Here is a 15424-nt window from a genome sequence, read left to right as displayed (position 1 = left end):
GAGGGATGGCCGTAAGGGCGAAACCCTAAGTGGCCGTTACCGCAGGAATGGATGTGCATACAGATCGAAAAATGTGTCGCGTTCAAGATCTACCCCCTCACCCCAGCCCTCTCCCCCAAGGGGGCGAGGGGGAAAGGGAGCCGATCTTCATCTGGTTCAGAATTTTGGTACACCCTTGAGAAACTCGGATACTTTCTGCGCAGCGCCGGCCAAATGCTGCTCATGGGTAAACCCGGAAACCTTCAACGGCTTCAAATCATGATCCCCTGCCACCAGCCACGCCACCTCAATACTCGGTGACAAGCTGTAAGCCTCAACCGACCCACGATTGCCCAGCGCATCCCGCTCCCCCTGCACAATCAAAGTCCGCGCCTGCAAAGAAGCCAAATGCTCAACCCGCGGCTTCTCCGGCTTCCCCACCGCATAAAACGGATAACCCAAGCACACCAACGCATCAGCCCCCAACTCATCAGCCAGCAGACTCGCCATCCGCCCGCCCATCGACTTCCCGCCAATGGCCAAAACCCCAGTGACATGACGCCGCACCTCGGCATAAACCTCACGCCAACATTCCTGCAATTTCCCCGCAGGATTCGGCGGACGCTTCACCCCATCCACCCGCCGCTGCGCCATATAAGGAAACTCAAACCGCAACACATTCACCCCAAGCCCGGCAAGGCGCCCAGCCATATCAGTCATCCACTCGCTATCCATCGGCGCACCAGCACCGTGGGCGAGGATCAACGTCGCGGAAGCGTCACCACTGGCGGCGTCCCAAAGCCATCCATGATCGAGCACACACTGCGCCCATTGATCCCCGTCAATACTGGCCTTGTGCTGTTTGTCCATGCTTGCCTCGCTTTTAGTCTGCCTATAACTCCAGACGAAGGATTCGCGGCGTTCTCGCGCGCGCTCACTTCGGCTGAACCGTGGATGGGGAACCATGAACACTTCTATCAGTACCGCCTACAACTACAAGGTGGTCCGCCAATTCGCCATTATGACGGTGGTGTGGGGCATCGTCGGCATGGGCCTCGGGGTTTTTCTCGCGGCTCAATTGGTCTGGCCCGAACTCAACTTCAATTTGCCCTGGACCAGTTTCGGCCGTCTGCGCCCGCTGCACACCAACGCGGTGATCTTCGCGTTTGGTGGCTGTGCGCTGTTCGCCAGTTCGTTCTACTCGGTGCAACGCACCTGCCAGACTCAGCTGTTTGCGCCGAAAATCGCCGCATTCTGCTTCTGGGGCTGGCAACTGGTGATCCTGTTGGCGGCGATCAGCCTGCCACTGGGTTACACCAGTTCCAAGGAATACGCCGAACTGGAATGGCCGATCGACATCCTGATCACCATCGTCTGGGTCGCCTACGCCATCGTGTTCTTCGGCACGATCATGCAGCGCAAGACCAAGCACATTTATGTGGGCAACTGGTTCTTCGGCGCGTTCATCATCACCGTGGCGATTCTGCACATCGTCAACAACCTTGAGTTGCCGGTGAGTTTCACCAAGTCCTACTCGGTATATGCCGGTGCAACCGACGCGATGGTGCAATGGTGGTACGGCCACAACGCCGTAGGCTTTTTCCTCACCGCCGGTTTCCTCGGGATGATGTACTACTTCGTGCCGAAACAGGCCGAGCGTCCGGTGTATTCGTATCGCCTGTCGATCGTGCACTTCTGGGCCTTGATCACCCTGTACATCTGGGCCGGCCCGCACCACTTGCACTACACCGCGCTACCGGACTGGGCGCAGTCGCTGGGCATGGTGATGTCGCTGATTCTGCTGGCACCGAGCTGGGGCGGCATGATCAACGGCATGATGACCCTCTCGGGCGCGTGGCATAAGTTGCGCAGCGACCCGATCCTGCGCTTCCTCGTGGTCTCGCTGGCGTTCTACGGCATGTCGACCTTCGAAGGTCCGATGATGGCGATCAAGACCGTCAACGCCCTCTCCCACTACACCGACTGGACCATCGGCCACGTACACGCCGGCGCTCTGGGCTGGGTGGCGATGATTTCCATCGGCGCGCTGTACCACATGATCCCGAAAGTCTTCGGCAAAGAGCAGATGCACAGCGTCGGCTTGATCAACGCGCACTTCTGGCTCGCCACCATCGGCACCGTGCTCTACATCGCCTCGATGTGGGTCAACGGCATCGCCCAGGGCCTGATGTGGCGCGCGGTCAACGAGGACGGCACGCTGACCTACTCCTTCGTCGAAACCCTGGTGGCCAGCCACCCAGGCTTCGTCGTGCGGCTGGTGGGTGGGGCGATCTTCCTCAGCGGCATGTTCCTGATGGCTTACAACACCTGGCGCACCGTGCGGGCCTCGCAGCCTGCTGACGTCGTTGCTGCCGCGCAGATGGCCTGAGGAGTCCGCCATGAAACACGAAACGATTGAAAAGAACGTCGGCCTGTTGATGTTGCTCATGGTGTTCGCCGTGAGCATCGGCGGCCTGACCCAGATCGTCCCGCTGTTCTTCCAGGACGTCACCAACAAACCGGTGGAAGGCATGAAGCCCTACACCGCGCTGCAACTGGAAGGCCGCGACATCTACATCCGCGAAGGCTGCGTCGGCTGCCACTCGCAGATGATCCGGCCGTTCCGCGCCGAAACCGAGCGCTACGGGCACTACTCGGTGGCCGGTGAAAGCGTCTGGGATCACCCGTTCCTGTGGGGTTCGAAGCGTACCGGTCCGGACCTCGCCCGGGTTGGCGCGCGCTACTCGGATGACTGGCACCGCGCGCATTTGTACAACCCGCGCAACGTCGTACCGGAATCGAAAATGCCGGCCTACCCGTGGCTGGTCACACAAGCGGTCGACAGCAGCCACACCGAAACCAAGCTCAAGACCATGCGCACCCTCGGCGTGCCGTACACCGACGACGACATCAGCGGCGCGGTGGCCAGCCTCAAGGGCAAGACCGAAATGGACGCCCTCGTCTCCTACCTGCAAGTGCTCGGCACTGCGATCAAGAGCAAGAGGTGAGCCATGGTCATTGAAATGAGCACAGGCCTGATACGTGGCCTCGGTACGGTCGTGGTGTTCGTCGCCTTCGTCGGTTTAACGCTTTGGGTGTTCAACCGCAAGCGCACCCCGGAGTTTGCCGAAGCGCGTCTGCTGCCGTTCGCCGATGAACCGCAACCCGACACTACCCAAGCACCTGAAACAAGGAGTACCCGGCCATGACCACCTTCTGGAGTACGTGGATCTGCGTACTGACCATCGGCAGCCTGATCGGCCTGACGTGGCTGCTGATCGGCACCCGCCGGGGCGAAACCAAGGGCAGCGTCGACCAGACCATGGGCCACAGCTTCGATGGCATCGAGGAGTACGACAACCCGCTGCCGCAGTGGTGGTTCATGCTGTTCGCCGGCACGCTGGTGTTCTCTGTGGGCTATCTGATCCTCTATCCGGGCCTGGGCAACTGGAAAGGCATCCTGCCGGGTTACGAGGATGGCTGGACCGGCGTCCACGAGTGGGAAAAGGAAATGAACAAGGCCGACGCCAGGTTCGGGCCGATCTTCGCCAAATTTGCCGCGATGCCGGTGGAAGAAGTGGCGAAGGATCCGCAGGCGCTGAAAATGGGTGGTCGGCTGTTCGCTTCCAACTGCTCGGTGTGCCACGGCTCCGACGCCAAAGGCGCGTTCGGTTTCCCTAACCTCGCCGACAGCAACTGGCGCTGGGGTGGCGACGCCGACACCATCAAGACCACCATCATGGGTGGCCGGATGGCGGCAATGCCGGCCTGGGGCGAAGTGCTCGGTGAGGCGGGAGTGAAGAACGTTGCCGCTTACGTGCGCCACGAACTGGCCGGCCTGCCATTGCCGGCGGACAGCAAAGCTGATCTGCAAGCCGGACAGCAGGCGTTCAGCACCACTTGCGTAGCCTGTCATGGGGCAACCGGCCAAGGCACTGAAGCCATGGGTGCGCCGAATCTGACGCACCCGGCCGGGTTTATCTATGGCACCAGCCTGACCCAACTCGAGCAGACCATTCGCCATGGCCGCCAGGGTCACATGCCGGCGCAGAACGAATTGCTGGGCAACGATAAAGTGCAACTTCTGGCCGCCTATGTGTACAGCTTATCGCACGGATTGAATACAGAAAAACTGATTACTGAAGACAAAAAATAGTAAGCATTGCGCACACCTCTGCCGCATCGTTCTCGGTGCGGCAGCATCCAGCCCCTTTGCGACGCATTGTCGCACCCCTTCACACCCTCTCCTTTCGGTTCCTCTGATTCGGGTCTACGCTTGCTCGATGCGGACTGGCTTGTGCCGGTTCCAGGTCAACGTTGACTGCTGTGTTCTGCGAACCGGCTGACTGATGTGGCCGCAAACGCCGGTAGATACCGGCTGTCGTGCCATATACCGTCCGTCACCCGAACCGGGCGTTTGAACACACCCCGTTACAAGCGACCTGAACCCCTCGCTTTTTTCATCCGCTGCGACATTTTGTCCGAGGCCGATTTTGTCCTTACGCGGCGCATGGAAAGGCCGCAGAATCAGCGTTGGAAAGCATTGACCCAGGTCATGGCGCGTTGCAATGACCCCCTGCTCTCTGCATACTTGCGGCCGATTTTAATCCTAATAAAACACCCAAACCGTGGAACCTTAGAATGAGCACAGCAATCAGTCCGACTGCTTATAACTATAAGGTAGTCCGCCAGTTCGCCATCATGACGGTGGTCTGGGGGATCCTTGGCATGGGGCTCGGTGTCTTCATCGCCTCGCAACTGGTTTGGCCGGAGTTGAACTTCGGTCTGCCGTGGACGAGCTTTGGACGCCTGCGCCCGTTGCACACAAACCTGGTGATTTTCGCCTTCGGTGGTTGTGCACTGTTTGCCACTTCCTACTATGTCGTGCAGCGAACCTGCCAGACGCGACTGATTTCCGACAGCCTCGCGGCCTTCACCTTTTGGGGCTGGCAAGCGGTGATCGTCGGCGCGATCATTACCTTGCCGCTGGGTTACACCACCACCAAGGAATACGCGGAACTGGAATGGCCACTGGCTATTTTGCTGGCGATTGTCTGGGTCACCTACGGTCTGGTGTTCTTCGGCACCATCACCAAGCGCAAAACCAAGCACATCTATGTGGGTAACTGGTTCTACGGCGCGTTCATCGTCGTCACGGCGATGCTGCACATTGTCAACCACGCCTCCCTGCCGGTGAGCTTCTTCAAGTCCTACTCCGCCTATTCGGGCGCGACCGACGCGATGATCCAGTGGTGGTACGGCCACAACGCGGTGGGCTTCTTCCTCACCACCGGTTTCCTCGGGATGATGTACTACTTCGTGCCGAAACAGGCCGAACGTCCGATCTACTCCTATCGCCTGTCGATCGTGCACTTCTGGGCACTGATCACCCTGTACATCTGGGCCGGCCCGCACCACCTGCACTACACCGCACTGCCGGACTGGGCACAGTCGCTGGGCATGGCGATGTCGATCATCCTCCTGGCACCAAGCTGGGGCGGCATGATCAACGGCATGATGACCCTCTCGGGCGCCTGGCATAAGCTGCGCACCGACCCGATCCTGCGCTTCCTCGTGGTCTCGCTGGCGTTCTACGGCATGTCGACCTTCGAAGGTCCGATGATGGCGATCAAGACCGTCAACTCGCTCTCGCACTACACCGACTGGACCATCGGCCACGTACACGCCGGCGCTCTGGGCTGGGTGGCAATGATTTCGATCGGCGCGATCTACCACATGATCCCGAAACTGTTCGGCCGTGCGCAGATGCACAGCGTTGGCCTGATCAACGCGCACTTCTGGCTCGCGACCATCGGCACCGTGCTGTACATCGCGTCGATGTGGGTCAACGGCATCACTCAGGGCCTGATGTGGCGTGCAATCAACGACGACGGCACCCTCACCTACTCGTTCGTTGAGGCGCTGCAAGCCAGCCACCCGGGTTACATCGTTCGTGCCCTGGGCGGTGCGTTCTTCGCCAGCGGCATGTTCCTGATGGCTTACAACGTCTGGCGCACCGTGCGCGCCTCGAACCCGGCTGAAGCCGAAGCCGCTGCCCAGATCGCTGTCGTTGGAGCTCACTGATGAAGCATGAAGCTGTCGAGAAGAATATTGGCCTGCTGGCCTTCTTCATGGTCATCGCCGTCAGCGTTGGCGGCCTGACCCAAATCGTTCCGCTGTTTTTCCAGGACGTGACCAACAAGCCGGTCGAAGGCATGAAGCCGCGCACCGCTCTTGAACTGGAAGGCCGCGACGTTTACATCGCCAACGGCTGTGTCGGCTGCCACTCGCAGATGATCCGTCCGTTCCGTGCCGAAACCGAACGCTATGGTCACTACTCGGTGGCCGGTGAAAGCGTCTGGGACCACCCGTTCCTGTGGGGTTCCAAACGCACCGGTCCGGACCTGGCCCGTGTTGGCGGTCGTTACTCCGATGACTGGCAGCGTGCGCACTTGTACAACCCGCGCAACGTGGTGCCTGAGTCGAAAATGCCGGCTTACCCGTTCCTCGTAGAAAACAAGCTCGACGGCAAAGACACCGCCAAGAAAATGGAAGTGTTGCGCACGCTCGGCGTCCCTTACACCGACGAAGACATCGCCGGGGCCAAGGATGCCGTGAAGGGCAAAACCGAAATGGACGCGCTGGTGGCCTATCTGCAAGGCCTGGGCACCATCATCAAAAGCAAACGGTGAATTAGATGGATATCGGGATGATTCGTGGCCTGGGCACCGTTGTCGTGATGGTGGCCTTCATCGGTCTCGCGCTGTGGGTGTTCAGCCCCAAGCGCAAGTCGGAGTTTGAAGACGCGACCTTGTTGCCTTTTGCGGATGATCCCGAAGCCATCAAGCACGTCGAGCAAGCTTCTAGGAGTAACAAAGAATGACTACATTCTGGAGTCTGTACGTCACAGTCCTCAGTCTCGGTACGATCTTTTCCCTGACCTGGCTGCTGCTGTCGACCCGCAAGGGCCAGCGCAGCGAACAGACGGACGAGACCGTCGGGCACTCTTTCGACGGGATTGAGGAGTACGACAACCCGTTGCCGAAATGGTGGTTCATGCTGTTTGTCGGCACCATCGTTTTTGCCTTGGGTTACCTGGTGCTGTACCCCGGCCTGGGCAACTGGAAAGGCCTGCTGCCGGGCTACAACTACCTCGATAACGACAAGCAGACCGCGTTCGCCAACGGCCAGACCGGCTGGACCGGCGTGCACGAGTGGGAAAAGGAAATGGCCCGCTCGGACGCCAAGTTCGGTCCGATCTTCGCCAAGTTCGCCGCGATGCCAATCGAAGAAGTCGCCAAGGATCCGCAAGCACTGAAGATGGGTGGCCGCCTGTTCGCCTCCAACTGCTCGGTGTGCCACGGCTCCGACGCCAAAGGCGCTTACGGTTTCCCCAACCTGACCGACGCCGACTGGCGCTGGGGCGGCGAGCCGGAAACTATCAAGACCACCATCATGGGCGGTCGTCACGCGGTGATGCCGGCCTGGGCTGAAGTAATTGGCGAGCAAGGCGTTGCCGACGTGGCAGCCTTCGTGGTGACCAACCTGGATGGGCGCAAATTGCCCGAAGGCACCAAGGCAGACCCGGCCAACGGCGGCAAACTGTTTGCGGCCAACTGCGTGGCCTGCCACGGTCCGGCCGGCAAAGGCACACCCGCCATGGGCGCGCCTGACCTGACCCACCCGGGCGCGTTCATCTACGGTTCGAGCTTCGCGCAACTGCAGCAGACCATTCGTTACGGCCGTCAGGGCCAGATGCCTGCGCAGGAACAACTGCAAGGCAACGACAAGGTGCACTTGCTGGCGGCGTATGTTTACAGCCTGTCCCACGGTGAAAAAGCACCGGAAGCGAACGCCGAGTAAGGCCAACGCTTGAAGCAAAAAAGGCCCCGCCAATGTTGATTGACGGGGCCTTTTTTCGTGCCGGCATTCATGACTTGAAACGTTTGCTCAATAGACCTGAGGAAAGCTGCCCTGTAGGTTTTTCTCACGCCGATGAGCAGCATCGGGACAACCTTCAAGGATGAAGCCCACATGTCAAAAAATCACGAAAATACACTGCCAAAACGGTTGCAACCTCGCCCTGATCATGAGGCAACGCCGGTAAAAACGCCCACGGCACCCGCACGCTCACCATCGCCAGACACCGTGGGCCATCCACGTAACGGGGGCGGTCTGGACGGTCTCGGCGGCGGCCGATTGCCCTGACAAGTGGCAGCAAAACACAGCGAATATACGTCCAATATCCTGCGCCCCAGCCCTCTGGCTGGGGCGCTTTCGCCGGTGCCGTTATGACAGTGATAAACCGATCGTCCGCAACCCACCTTTCCGATTGCTGGGCAAACGCCAACGTAGTAACGTTTCTACACCCGAATCACTGGAGGCCGAAAATGATGGCCATCACGACCATTTCCAGCCGCGAGTTCAACCAGGACACCAGTGCCGCCAAAAAAGCCGCGCATCAGGGCCCGGTCATCATTACCGATCGTGGCAAGCCTGCCCATGTACTGCTGAGCATCGAGGAATACCAGAAGCTGACCGGTAGCCAGACCAGCATCGTCGATCTGCTGGTGATGCCGAATGCGCCTGACATCGAATTCGAACCCGAGCGCGCCGTCATCACTCCTCGCAGCGTGGATCTGTCCTGATGTTTCTACTGGATACCAATGTAGTTTCCGAACTGCGAAAACCCCAGGCCGACAAGCAGGTGGTGACATGGGCACACAGCGTCGCCCCGGCCAGCCTTTATTTATCGGCAATCACTGTGCTGGAGCTGGAAACCGGCATTCTGCGTATTGAACGCCGCGACCCGCCACAAGGAGGGAAGCTGCGTCACTGGCTCGAGCATCACGTCAAACCCGCATTTTCCGGAAGAATCCTCTCGGTCGATACCGCCGTCGCTACCCGTTGCGCGCAGCTGCATGTACCTGATCGCAGCAACGAATGCGACGCCTTGATCGCCGCCACCGCACTTGTACATGGACTGACGCTGGTCACCCGTAATGTTGCCGACTTCCAACTCAGCGGCGTTCATCTGATCAACCCATGGACCGCTGCCAATCACTGATCATAAAAGCCCCGCCAGATCACTGGCGGGGCTTTTTTCATGGGCGATTGGCAAAGATCGAATGCACCGCCGTGGTATCGATCAGCGTTCGATTGCGCCACTGGTTGTCCTTCACCAGATAGACCTGCAACTGCTTGCGGTCTTCGGTAAAACTGGCAATCAGATAGGTTTGTTGAGACGTACTGCCGCTCAGGTACATGGGCACGTTACCCTCCCAATAGGAATCGCCTCCCTCCTTATGCAAATGGCCAGCAAAGATCGCCGTCACTTGGTATTTATTGACCATGTCGTGGAAGCGCTTCTTTTGCGCCTGGGTCCCCTTGTGGTTGAACGGTTTATGCATATTGATGATGATCGCGTACCCCGAGACTCGCGCCAGTCTCAGATCCGTTTCGAGCCAGTCCAGCGCATCGTTGATTTCAAACGTCGTCGGGTTCAGTGGATGAGCAATCCGGTTGGTATACGTCGGTTCGTTATTGAGCTGAACCATATGAACTTCGCCGATGTTTTTTGAATAGGCGAGACTGCCGGAGTACTTCTTGCTGAGAAGGCCACTGGTGATTTTCAGATCAAAGCTGTCGACTTTTCCCTCATGATGCTCTTTGAACTCGACGATACTTCCCGCGGCACAACTATTGGTAAAACAATCATCAACATTATTTTCATAATCGTGATTACCCAAGCCGTACAAGTAATCACCTTTGAAGTGTTTATTCAGTAAGTCCTTCATGAACGAACGCTGCCAGCCATGACCAAACGCGGTGATATCGCCATTGATCATTAAAGGTACTTGCGCTTGAGAGCCGTGCTGATTTCTGAATTCGGCAATACTCCCTAGCTGAGTATCAACCAGCCATTTCGAGCGGACCCCGAATTCGGCATCGGATTCGGGGTCGCGGTCGTCGGTCTTGTCGGTCCAGGGATATTGAGTATCCGAGGCAAACACCATGTGTTTCGGCGTTCCGGTTATAGCCTGCGCCGAGGCAACCGCCGCCAATAAACAAACACCCAGCACTACACTTGCTAACTTGTTAAAAGTCATACATTGAATTCCATTCAAACTAATCATTTACACGCGAAAGACGTTTCGCGAAAACAGAACTTATTCGAAAAAACAGAAAACTTCAAAGCACTCACGAAGAACAATCAATTAGATATATTTCAGACACAGAGAACCTACAACTTGAACAACCAGCAAAACACTTAAATCAAACATGAAAATCTGCACGACCTGGCGCCGCGCAAACAACCTTCAAAGCCTCGTTTAAAACAGGCAAGCGTCGAGTGGTGCAAGCGTTCCTGAACATGACGCCATTCGTACGCGCGCCAGATTGAACCAGGTTTTTTCGCAGGATCGCGATGGCAGTGACAGCGGATTGCTCTCCCATGGAAACAATGAAGTAGCCCTCAGGCCAAAACCGTCCATACTCAACAAGTCAATTGACCTGCATCATGCTTTGCTGCATTCGCTACACCATTCAGGTTTTTTACCCAACGCGACCAAAGGTCGCACCCTTGAACCAGAGCGACCGGCGTATCATTGCGCCACTGCAACACCCCTTTTTGACCTGGGTTGGCACGTATCGACCGAGGCATTTTTCCACTGCCGTGGGATGCAATGATGAGCAACCAGATTCCGGTACACGACGTCACACCACCGAGTAAAAACGCGAACAACAGCGTTGATCTTTACGCCTCTCGAGAAAAAATCTACACCCGTGCTTTCACCGGCCTGTTCCGCAACCTGCGGATGATGGGCGGCGCGGCATTGTTCCTGCTGTACTTCGGGACGGTGTGGTTGAACTGGGGCGGTCATCAGGCCGTGTGGTGGAACCTGCCGGAGCGCAAGTTCTTCATTTTCGGTGCGACCTTCTGGCCACAGGATTTCATTCTGCTCTCGGGCCTGTTGATCATTGCCGCGTTCGGGCTGTTCTTCATTACCGTGTATGCCGGGCGAGTCTGGTGCGGCTACACCTGTCCGCAAAGTGTGTGGACGTGGATTTTCATGTGGTGCGAGAAGGTCACCGAAGGCGACCGCAACCAGCGCATCAAGCTCGACAAGGCGCCGATGAGCGGCAACAAGTTTCTGCGCAAATTCGCCAAGCACGCGCTGTGGCTGCTGATCGGTTTCGTCACCGGCATGACCTTCGTCGGCTATTTCTCACCGATCCGTGAACTGGTCTTTGAGTTCTTCACCGGCCAGGCCGATGGCTGGTCGTATTTCTGGGTCGGTTTCTTCACCCTCGCCACCTATGGCAACGCCGGTTGGCTGCGCGAGCAGGTGTGCATCTACATGTGTCCGTACGCACGCTTCCAGAGCGTGATGTTCGACAAGGACACACTGATTGTTTCCTACGACCCGCGTCGCGGTGAAAGCCGTGGTCCACGCAAGAAAGGCGTCGATTACAAGGCCTTGGGCCTGGGCGACTGCATCGATTGCACCATGTGCGTTCAGGTCTGCCCGACCGGTATCGACATCCGTGACGGTCTGCAAATCGAGTGCATCGGCTGCGCCGCGTGCATCGATGCCTGCGACAGCATCATGGACAAGATGGATTACCCGCGCGGGCTGATCAGCTACACCACCGAACACAACCTCTCGGGCCAGAAAACCCATAAACTGCGCCCGCGCCTGATCGGCTATGCCGTGGTGTTGCTGGCGATGATCAGCCTGTTGGTCACCGCGTTCTTCATGCGCTCGCTGGTCGGTTTCGACGTCAGCAAGGACCGCGTGCTGTATCGCGAGAACGCCGAAGGCCGGATCGAAAACGTCTACAGCCTGAAGATCATGAACAAGGATCAGCGCGACCACACCTATGTGCTGGAAGCCGCCGGTCTGCCGGACCTGCGCCTGCAAGGCAAGCGCGAGATCAAAGTCGCAGCCGGCGACATCGTCAGCATGCCCGTCGAGTTGTCGAGCGCACCGGAACAACTGCCATCGAGCACCAACGAGGTGAAATTCATCCTCAAGGATGCCGATGACGACAGCGTCCACGTTGAAGCCAAGAGCCGATTCATCGGCCCACAAATCCGTTGAGAGAACTGAACATGCCCGCAGCAAACGCCGCAAGTCCCTGGTACAAGCACATTTGGCCATGGATCATCATCGCGATTCTGGCCTGTTCGGTGACCCTGACCCTGTCCATGGTAACCATCGCGGTGAACAACCCGGACAACCTGGTCAACGACAACTACTACGAGGCCGGCAAAGGCATCAACCGTTCGCTGGACCGTGAGCTGTTGGCGCAGAATCTGAAGATGCGCGCAGCGGTGCATCTGGATGACGTGACCGGCGAAGTTGATCTGCGCCTGAGCGGTGACAGTCAACCGAAAACGCTGGAGTTGAACCTGATTTCGCCGACGCAGCCGGAGAAGGATCGCAAGATTGTCCTGACCCGCAGCGAGACCGAAACCGGGCGTTACATCGGTCAGTTGGGTGACAAGGTTGAAGGTCGCCGGTTTGTTGAACTGCTCGGTAGTCAGGATGATCATGTGTGGCGCATGTTCGAAGAAGAGCTGGTGAGCCATGACAAGGAGCTGTTGTTGGGTGACGAGCCGCTGCAAGGTGCCGAAGACTTGAAGAAGTAAACAACTTCAAAAGCCCCCTCACCCTAGCCCTCTCCCCCAGGAGAGGGGACTGATCTCGAGCGTTTGCACGTTTTGTGTATGACAGTGAAAATCCAGGCGACTGAGCCTGTTTTCAGGCTCACACCGATCGGCTCCTTCTCCCTCCGGGAGAGGGGACTGATCTCGAGCGTTTGCACGTTTTGTGTATGACAGTGAAGATCCAGGCGACTGAACCTGTTTTTTCCGGCTTACACCGATCGGCTCCCTCTCCCTCCGGTAGAGGGCTGGGGTGAGGGCAAGCGGACAACTCCAATGCAAGGGCTTACTCCCTCAACGATGCCATGACCACTCCACTCCCCTGCTACCACTGCGCCCTGCCCGTCCCGTCCGGCAGCCGCTTCACCGCTGTCGTACTCGGGCAACCCCGCGAGTTCTGCTGCCCGGGCTGTCAGGCTGTGGCCGAAGCCATCGTCGCCGGCGGCCTGGAAAGCTATTACCAACACCGCAGCGAAGCCTCGGCCAACCCCGAAGCGCTGCCAGTGCAGCTGACCGATGAACTGGCGCTCTACGACCGCGCTGACGTCCAGCAACCCTTTGTTCGTCATGAAAGCGATCTGGCCGAAACCACGCTGTTGATGGAAGGCATCAGTTGTGCCGCCTGCGGCTGGCTGATCGAAAAACACCTGCGCACGTTGCCCGCCGTGGCCGAAGCAAGGCTGAACCTGTCCAACCATCGCTTGCATGTACGCTGGGCAGACGCGCAATTGCCGCTGAGCCAAGTGCTCGCCGAACTGCGCCATATCGGTTACGCCGCCCACCCGTATCAGGCCGATCGCGCCAGCGAACAACTGGCCAGCGAAAACCGCCTGGCCCTGCGCCAGCTCGGCGTGGCGGGGCTGTTGTGGTTTCAGGCAATGATGGCGACCATGGCCACCTGGCCGGAATTCAATATCGACCTCAGCCCGGAGTTACACACGATCCTGCGTTGGGTGGCGCTGTTCCTGACCACGCCGATCGTGTTCTACAGCTGCGCGCCGTTCTTCAAAGGCGCGATGCGCGATCTGCGCACACGCCACCTGACCATGGATGTCTCGGTGTCGCTGGCGATCGGCAGTGCTTACATTGCCGGGATCTGGACCTCGATCACCGGGGTCGGCGAGTTGTATTTCGACGCGGTGGGAATGTTTGCGCTGTTCCTGCTTGCCGGCCGCTATCTCGAACGCCGTGCCCGCGAGCGCACCGCCGCCGCCACGGCACAACTTGTGAACCTGTTGCCCGCCTCGTGCCTGCGCCTGGACAACGACGGTCAGAGCGAACGCATCCTGCTCAGCGAACTGCGCCTCGGCGAGCGGATTCTGGTGCAGGCTGGCTCGATTCTGCCGGCGGACGGCAAGATCATCGACGGCCAATCGAGCATCGACGAATCGCTGCTCACCGGCGAATACCTGCCGCAACCGAGAAGCCTCGGCGACAGCGTCACCGCTGGCACGCTCAATGTCGAAGGCGCGTTGACCGTGGAAGTTCAGGCGCTGGGCCAGGACACGCGCCTGTCGGCCATCGTCCGTCTGCTCGACCGCGCCCAGGCAGAAAAACCGCGACTGGCGGAAATCGCCGACCGCGCCGCGCAATGGTTTTTGCTGCTGTCGCTGATTGCCGCAGCGGTCATCGGCTTGCTCTGGTGGGAGCTGGATTCGTCGCGGGCGTTCTGGATTGTCCTCGCCATGCTCGTTGCCACCTGCCCCTGCGCGCTCTCACTGGCAACGCCGACCGCGCTTACCGCCGCCACCGGCACCCTGCACAAACTCGGCTTGCTGCTGACCCGTGGTCATGTGCTGGAAGGCTTGAATCAAATCGACACGGTGATCTTCGACAAGACCGGCACCCTCACCGAAGGCCGACTGGTGCTGCGCTCGATTCGCCCACTTGGCGCACGCGACAGCGATCAATGCCTGAGCCTAGCCGCCGCGCTGGAAAACCGCTCGGAACATCCGATTGCCCGCGCCTTCGGCCGTGCGCCGCTGGCCGCTGAAGAAGTTCATAGCAGCCCGGGGCTTGGCCTCGAAGGCTTGGTCAATGGACAGCGTTTGCGCATTGGTCAGGCGGATTTTGTCTGCGCCCTCAGCGGTGCGAGCGCGCCCGACATGCCGAACGAGGCCGGCCAATGGCTGCTGCTCGGTGACACTCAGGGGCCGCTGGCTTGGTTCGTTCTTGACGACCGCTTGCGTGACGACGCCCCGGCGCTGCTCGCCGCTTGCAAGGCGCGTGGCTGGCGCACATTGCTGCTGTCCGGCGACAGCTCGCCGATGGTCGCCAGTGTGGCGGCAGAACTCGGCATTGATGAGGCCCGCGGCGGCTTGCGCCCGGACGACAAACTGCAAGTCCTGCGACAGTTGCACAAGGAAGGTCGCAAAGTGCTGATGCTCGGCGACGGCGTCAACGATGTACCCGTGCTCGCGGCGGCGGACATCAGCGTGGCCATGGGTTCGGCCACCGATCTGGCGAAAACCAGTGCCGATGCGGTGTTGCTGTCCAACCGCCTCGACGCCTTGGTGCAGGCCTTCACGCTGGCGCGGCGGACCCGTCGGGTAATCATCGAGAACCTGCTGTGGGCGGCGCTGTACAATGGCCTCATGTTGCCGTTCGCCGCCCTCGGCTGGATCACGCCGGTATGGGCTGCCGTCGGCATGTCGATCAGTTCGCTGACCGTGGTGCTCAATGCCCTGCGCCTGACTCGTCTGCCGAGTCCGCCGCCGGCCAGCACCCGATCGCACACCCGCCCGCTGCCGGCCTGAGCCGCACGGGCACCTGGAG

The 15424-nt window shown here is 59.1% G+C and carries 15 protein-coding genes; 13 read left to right on the top strand and 2 right to left on the bottom strand.

The features are described 5' to 3' along the window. Window positions 1-156 precede the first annotated feature (156 nt). Window positions 157-849 (bottom strand): alpha/beta family hydrolase, encoded by a 693-nt coding sequence (locus QZR14_RS26690; RefSeq protein ID WP_311998181.1) that lies wholly within the window; start codon window positions 847-849, stop codon window positions 157-159. A gap of 94 nt (window positions 850-943) precedes the next feature. Between QZR14_RS26690 and ccoN (QZR14_RS26685) the strand changes: the two genes are divergently transcribed. The 10 genes from ccoN (QZR14_RS26685) to QZR14_RS26640 all read left to right on the top strand — a co-directional run bounded on the left by ccoN (QZR14_RS26685) (window position 944) and on the right by QZR14_RS26640 (window position 9046). Beyond that, complete coding sequence (ccoN, locus tag QZR14_RS26685; protein ID WP_311998180.1) at window positions 944-2368, top strand: cytochrome-c oxidase, cbb3-type subunit I; 1425 nt, start codon at window positions 944-946, stop codon at window positions 2366-2368. A 10-nt stretch (window positions 2369-2378) separates the two neighbouring features. Then, window positions 2379-2987, top strand: coding sequence for a cytochrome-c oxidase, cbb3-type subunit II (gene ccoO / locus QZR14_RS26680; protein ID WP_003223389.1), 609 nt, complete (start codon window positions 2379-2381; stop codon window positions 2985-2987). Between the two features lie 3 nt (window positions 2988-2990). Beyond that, on the top strand, window positions 2991-3188 hold the full coding sequence (locus QZR14_RS26675; protein WP_311998179.1) for a cbb3-type cytochrome oxidase subunit 3: 198 nt from the start codon (window positions 2991-2993) through the stop codon (window positions 3186-3188). Then, window positions 3185-4135, top strand: coding sequence for a cytochrome-c oxidase, cbb3-type subunit III (gene ccoP / locus QZR14_RS26670; protein WP_311998178.1), 951 nt, complete (start codon window positions 3185-3187; stop codon window positions 4133-4135). Before QZR14_RS26675 ends, ccoP (QZR14_RS26670) begins: the two co-directional genes overlap by 4 nt. Window positions 4136-4620: 485 nt before the next feature. Next, window positions 4621-6063 carry a cytochrome-c oxidase, cbb3-type subunit I gene (ccoN, locus tag QZR14_RS26665; RefSeq protein WP_123463551.1) on the top strand — a complete coding sequence of 481 codons (1443 nt, stop codon included), beginning with the start codon at window positions 4621-4623 and terminating at the stop codon, window positions 6061-6063. Further along, window positions 6063-6671, top strand: coding sequence for a cytochrome-c oxidase, cbb3-type subunit II (gene ccoO, locus QZR14_RS26660; protein ID WP_007905434.1), 609 nt, complete (start codon window positions 6063-6065; stop codon window positions 6669-6671). Before ccoN (QZR14_RS26665) ends, ccoO (QZR14_RS26660) begins: the two co-directional genes overlap by 1 nt. Before the next feature lie 5 nt (window positions 6672-6676). After that, a complete protein-coding gene (locus QZR14_RS26655; protein WP_003175465.1) occupies window positions 6677-6862 on the top strand; it encodes a CcoQ/FixQ family Cbb3-type cytochrome c oxidase assembly chaperone in 186 nt (61 codons plus the stop codon). Next, entirely contained in the window at window positions 6859-7842 is a 984-nt protein-coding gene (gene ccoP / locus QZR14_RS26650) for a cytochrome-c oxidase, cbb3-type subunit III (protein WP_123463553.1), read from the top strand. Before QZR14_RS26655 ends, ccoP (QZR14_RS26650) begins: the two co-directional genes overlap by 4 nt. Before the next feature lie 530 nt (window positions 7843-8372). After that, window positions 8373-8627 (top strand): type II toxin-antitoxin system Phd/YefM family antitoxin, encoded by a 255-nt coding sequence (locus QZR14_RS26645; protein ID WP_191630901.1) that lies wholly within the window; start codon window positions 8373-8375, stop codon window positions 8625-8627. Continuing rightward, the gene (locus QZR14_RS26640; protein ID WP_250604035.1) at window positions 8627-9046 is read left to right on the top strand and encodes a type II toxin-antitoxin system VapC family toxin; all 420 of its coding nucleotides are present in this window, start codon (window positions 8627-8629) and stop codon (window positions 9044-9046) included. The genes QZR14_RS26645 and QZR14_RS26640 overlap by 1 nt, the downstream gene beginning before the upstream one ends. Window positions 9047-9083: 37 nt before the next feature. On the opposite strand, the gene QZR14_RS26635 is transcribed toward QZR14_RS26640, so the two are convergent. Beyond that, window positions 9084-10088, bottom strand: coding sequence for a metallophosphoesterase family protein (locus tag QZR14_RS26635; RefSeq protein ID WP_250604034.1), 1005 nt, complete (start codon window positions 10086-10088; stop codon window positions 9084-9086). Window positions 10089-10667: 579 nt separating this feature from the next. Here QZR14_RS26635 and ccoG point away from each other — a divergent pair. The 3 genes from ccoG (at window position 10668) to QZR14_RS26620 (ending at window position 15405) form a co-directional block, all read left to right on the top strand. Next, complete coding sequence (gene ccoG / locus QZR14_RS26630; protein WP_250604031.1) at window positions 10668-12083, top strand: cytochrome c oxidase accessory protein CcoG; 1416 nt, start codon at window positions 10668-10670, stop codon at window positions 12081-12083. Window positions 12084-12094: 11 nt separating this feature from the next. Further along, complete coding sequence (locus QZR14_RS26625; protein ID WP_311998177.1) at window positions 12095-12634, top strand: FixH family protein; 540 nt, start codon at window positions 12095-12097, stop codon at window positions 12632-12634. Between the two features lie 320 nt (window positions 12635-12954). Further along, a complete protein-coding gene (locus QZR14_RS26620; protein WP_311998176.1) occupies window positions 12955-15405 on the top strand; it encodes a heavy metal translocating P-type ATPase in 2451 nt (816 codons plus the stop codon). Window positions 15406-15424: the final 19 nt, after the last annotated feature.

The organism is Pseudomonas sp. rhizo66, from assembly GCF_031931925.1.
Lineage (GTDB): Bacteria > Pseudomonadota > Gammaproteobacteria > Pseudomonadales > Pseudomonadaceae > Aquipseudomonas.
This window is presented reverse-complemented; position numbering and strand designations above follow the sequence as displayed.

Bases quoted from the DNA above. Each gene is read 5' to 3' on its own strand.
- ccoG (WP_250604031.1), top strand. From the start codon at position 10,668: ATGAGCAACCAGATTCCGGTACACGACGTCACACCACCGAGTAAAAAC.
- ccoN (WP_123463551.1), top strand. From the start codon at position 4,621: ATGAGCACAGCAATCAGTCCGACTGCTTATAACTATAAGGTAGTCCGC.
- QZR14_RS26620 (WP_311998176.1), top strand. From the start codon at position 12,955: ATGACCACTCCACTCCCCTGCTACCACTGCGCCCTGCCCGTCCCGTCC.
- QZR14_RS26655 (WP_003175465.1), top strand. From the start codon at position 6,677: ATGGATATCGGGATGATTCGTGGCCTGGGCACCGTTGTCGTGATGGTG.
- QZR14_RS26635 (WP_250604034.1), bottom strand. From the start codon at position 10,088: ATGACTTTTAACAAGTTAGCAAGTGTAGTGCTGGGTGTTTGTTTATTG.
- QZR14_RS26640 (WP_250604035.1), top strand. From the start codon at position 8,627: ATGTTTCTACTGGATACCAATGTAGTTTCCGAACTGCGAAAACCCCAG.
- ccoO (WP_007905434.1), top strand. From the start codon at position 6,063: ATGAAGCATGAAGCTGTCGAGAAGAATATTGGCCTGCTGGCCTTCTTC.
- QZR14_RS26675 (WP_311998179.1), top strand. From the start codon at position 2,991: ATGGTCATTGAAATGAGCACAGGCCTGATACGTGGCCTCGGTACGGTC.
- QZR14_RS26645 (WP_191630901.1), top strand. From the start codon at position 8,373: ATGGCCATCACGACCATTTCCAGCCGCGAGTTCAACCAGGACACCAGT.
- ccoO (WP_003223389.1), top strand. From the start codon at position 2,379: ATGAAACACGAAACGATTGAAAAGAACGTCGGCCTGTTGATGTTGCTC.
- QZR14_RS26625 (WP_311998177.1), top strand. From the start codon at position 12,095: ATGCCCGCAGCAAACGCCGCAAGTCCCTGGTACAAGCACATTTGGCCA.
- ccoP (WP_123463553.1), top strand. From the start codon at position 6,859: ATGACTACATTCTGGAGTCTGTACGTCACAGTCCTCAGTCTCGGTACG.
- ccoP (WP_311998178.1), top strand. From the start codon at position 3,185: ATGACCACCTTCTGGAGTACGTGGATCTGCGTACTGACCATCGGCAGC.
- QZR14_RS26690 (WP_311998181.1), bottom strand. From the start codon at position 849: ATGGACAAACAGCACAAGGCCAGTATTGACGGGGATCAATGGGCGCAG.
- ccoN (WP_311998180.1), top strand. From the start codon at position 944: ATGAACACTTCTATCAGTACCGCCTACAACTACAAGGTGGTCCGCCAA.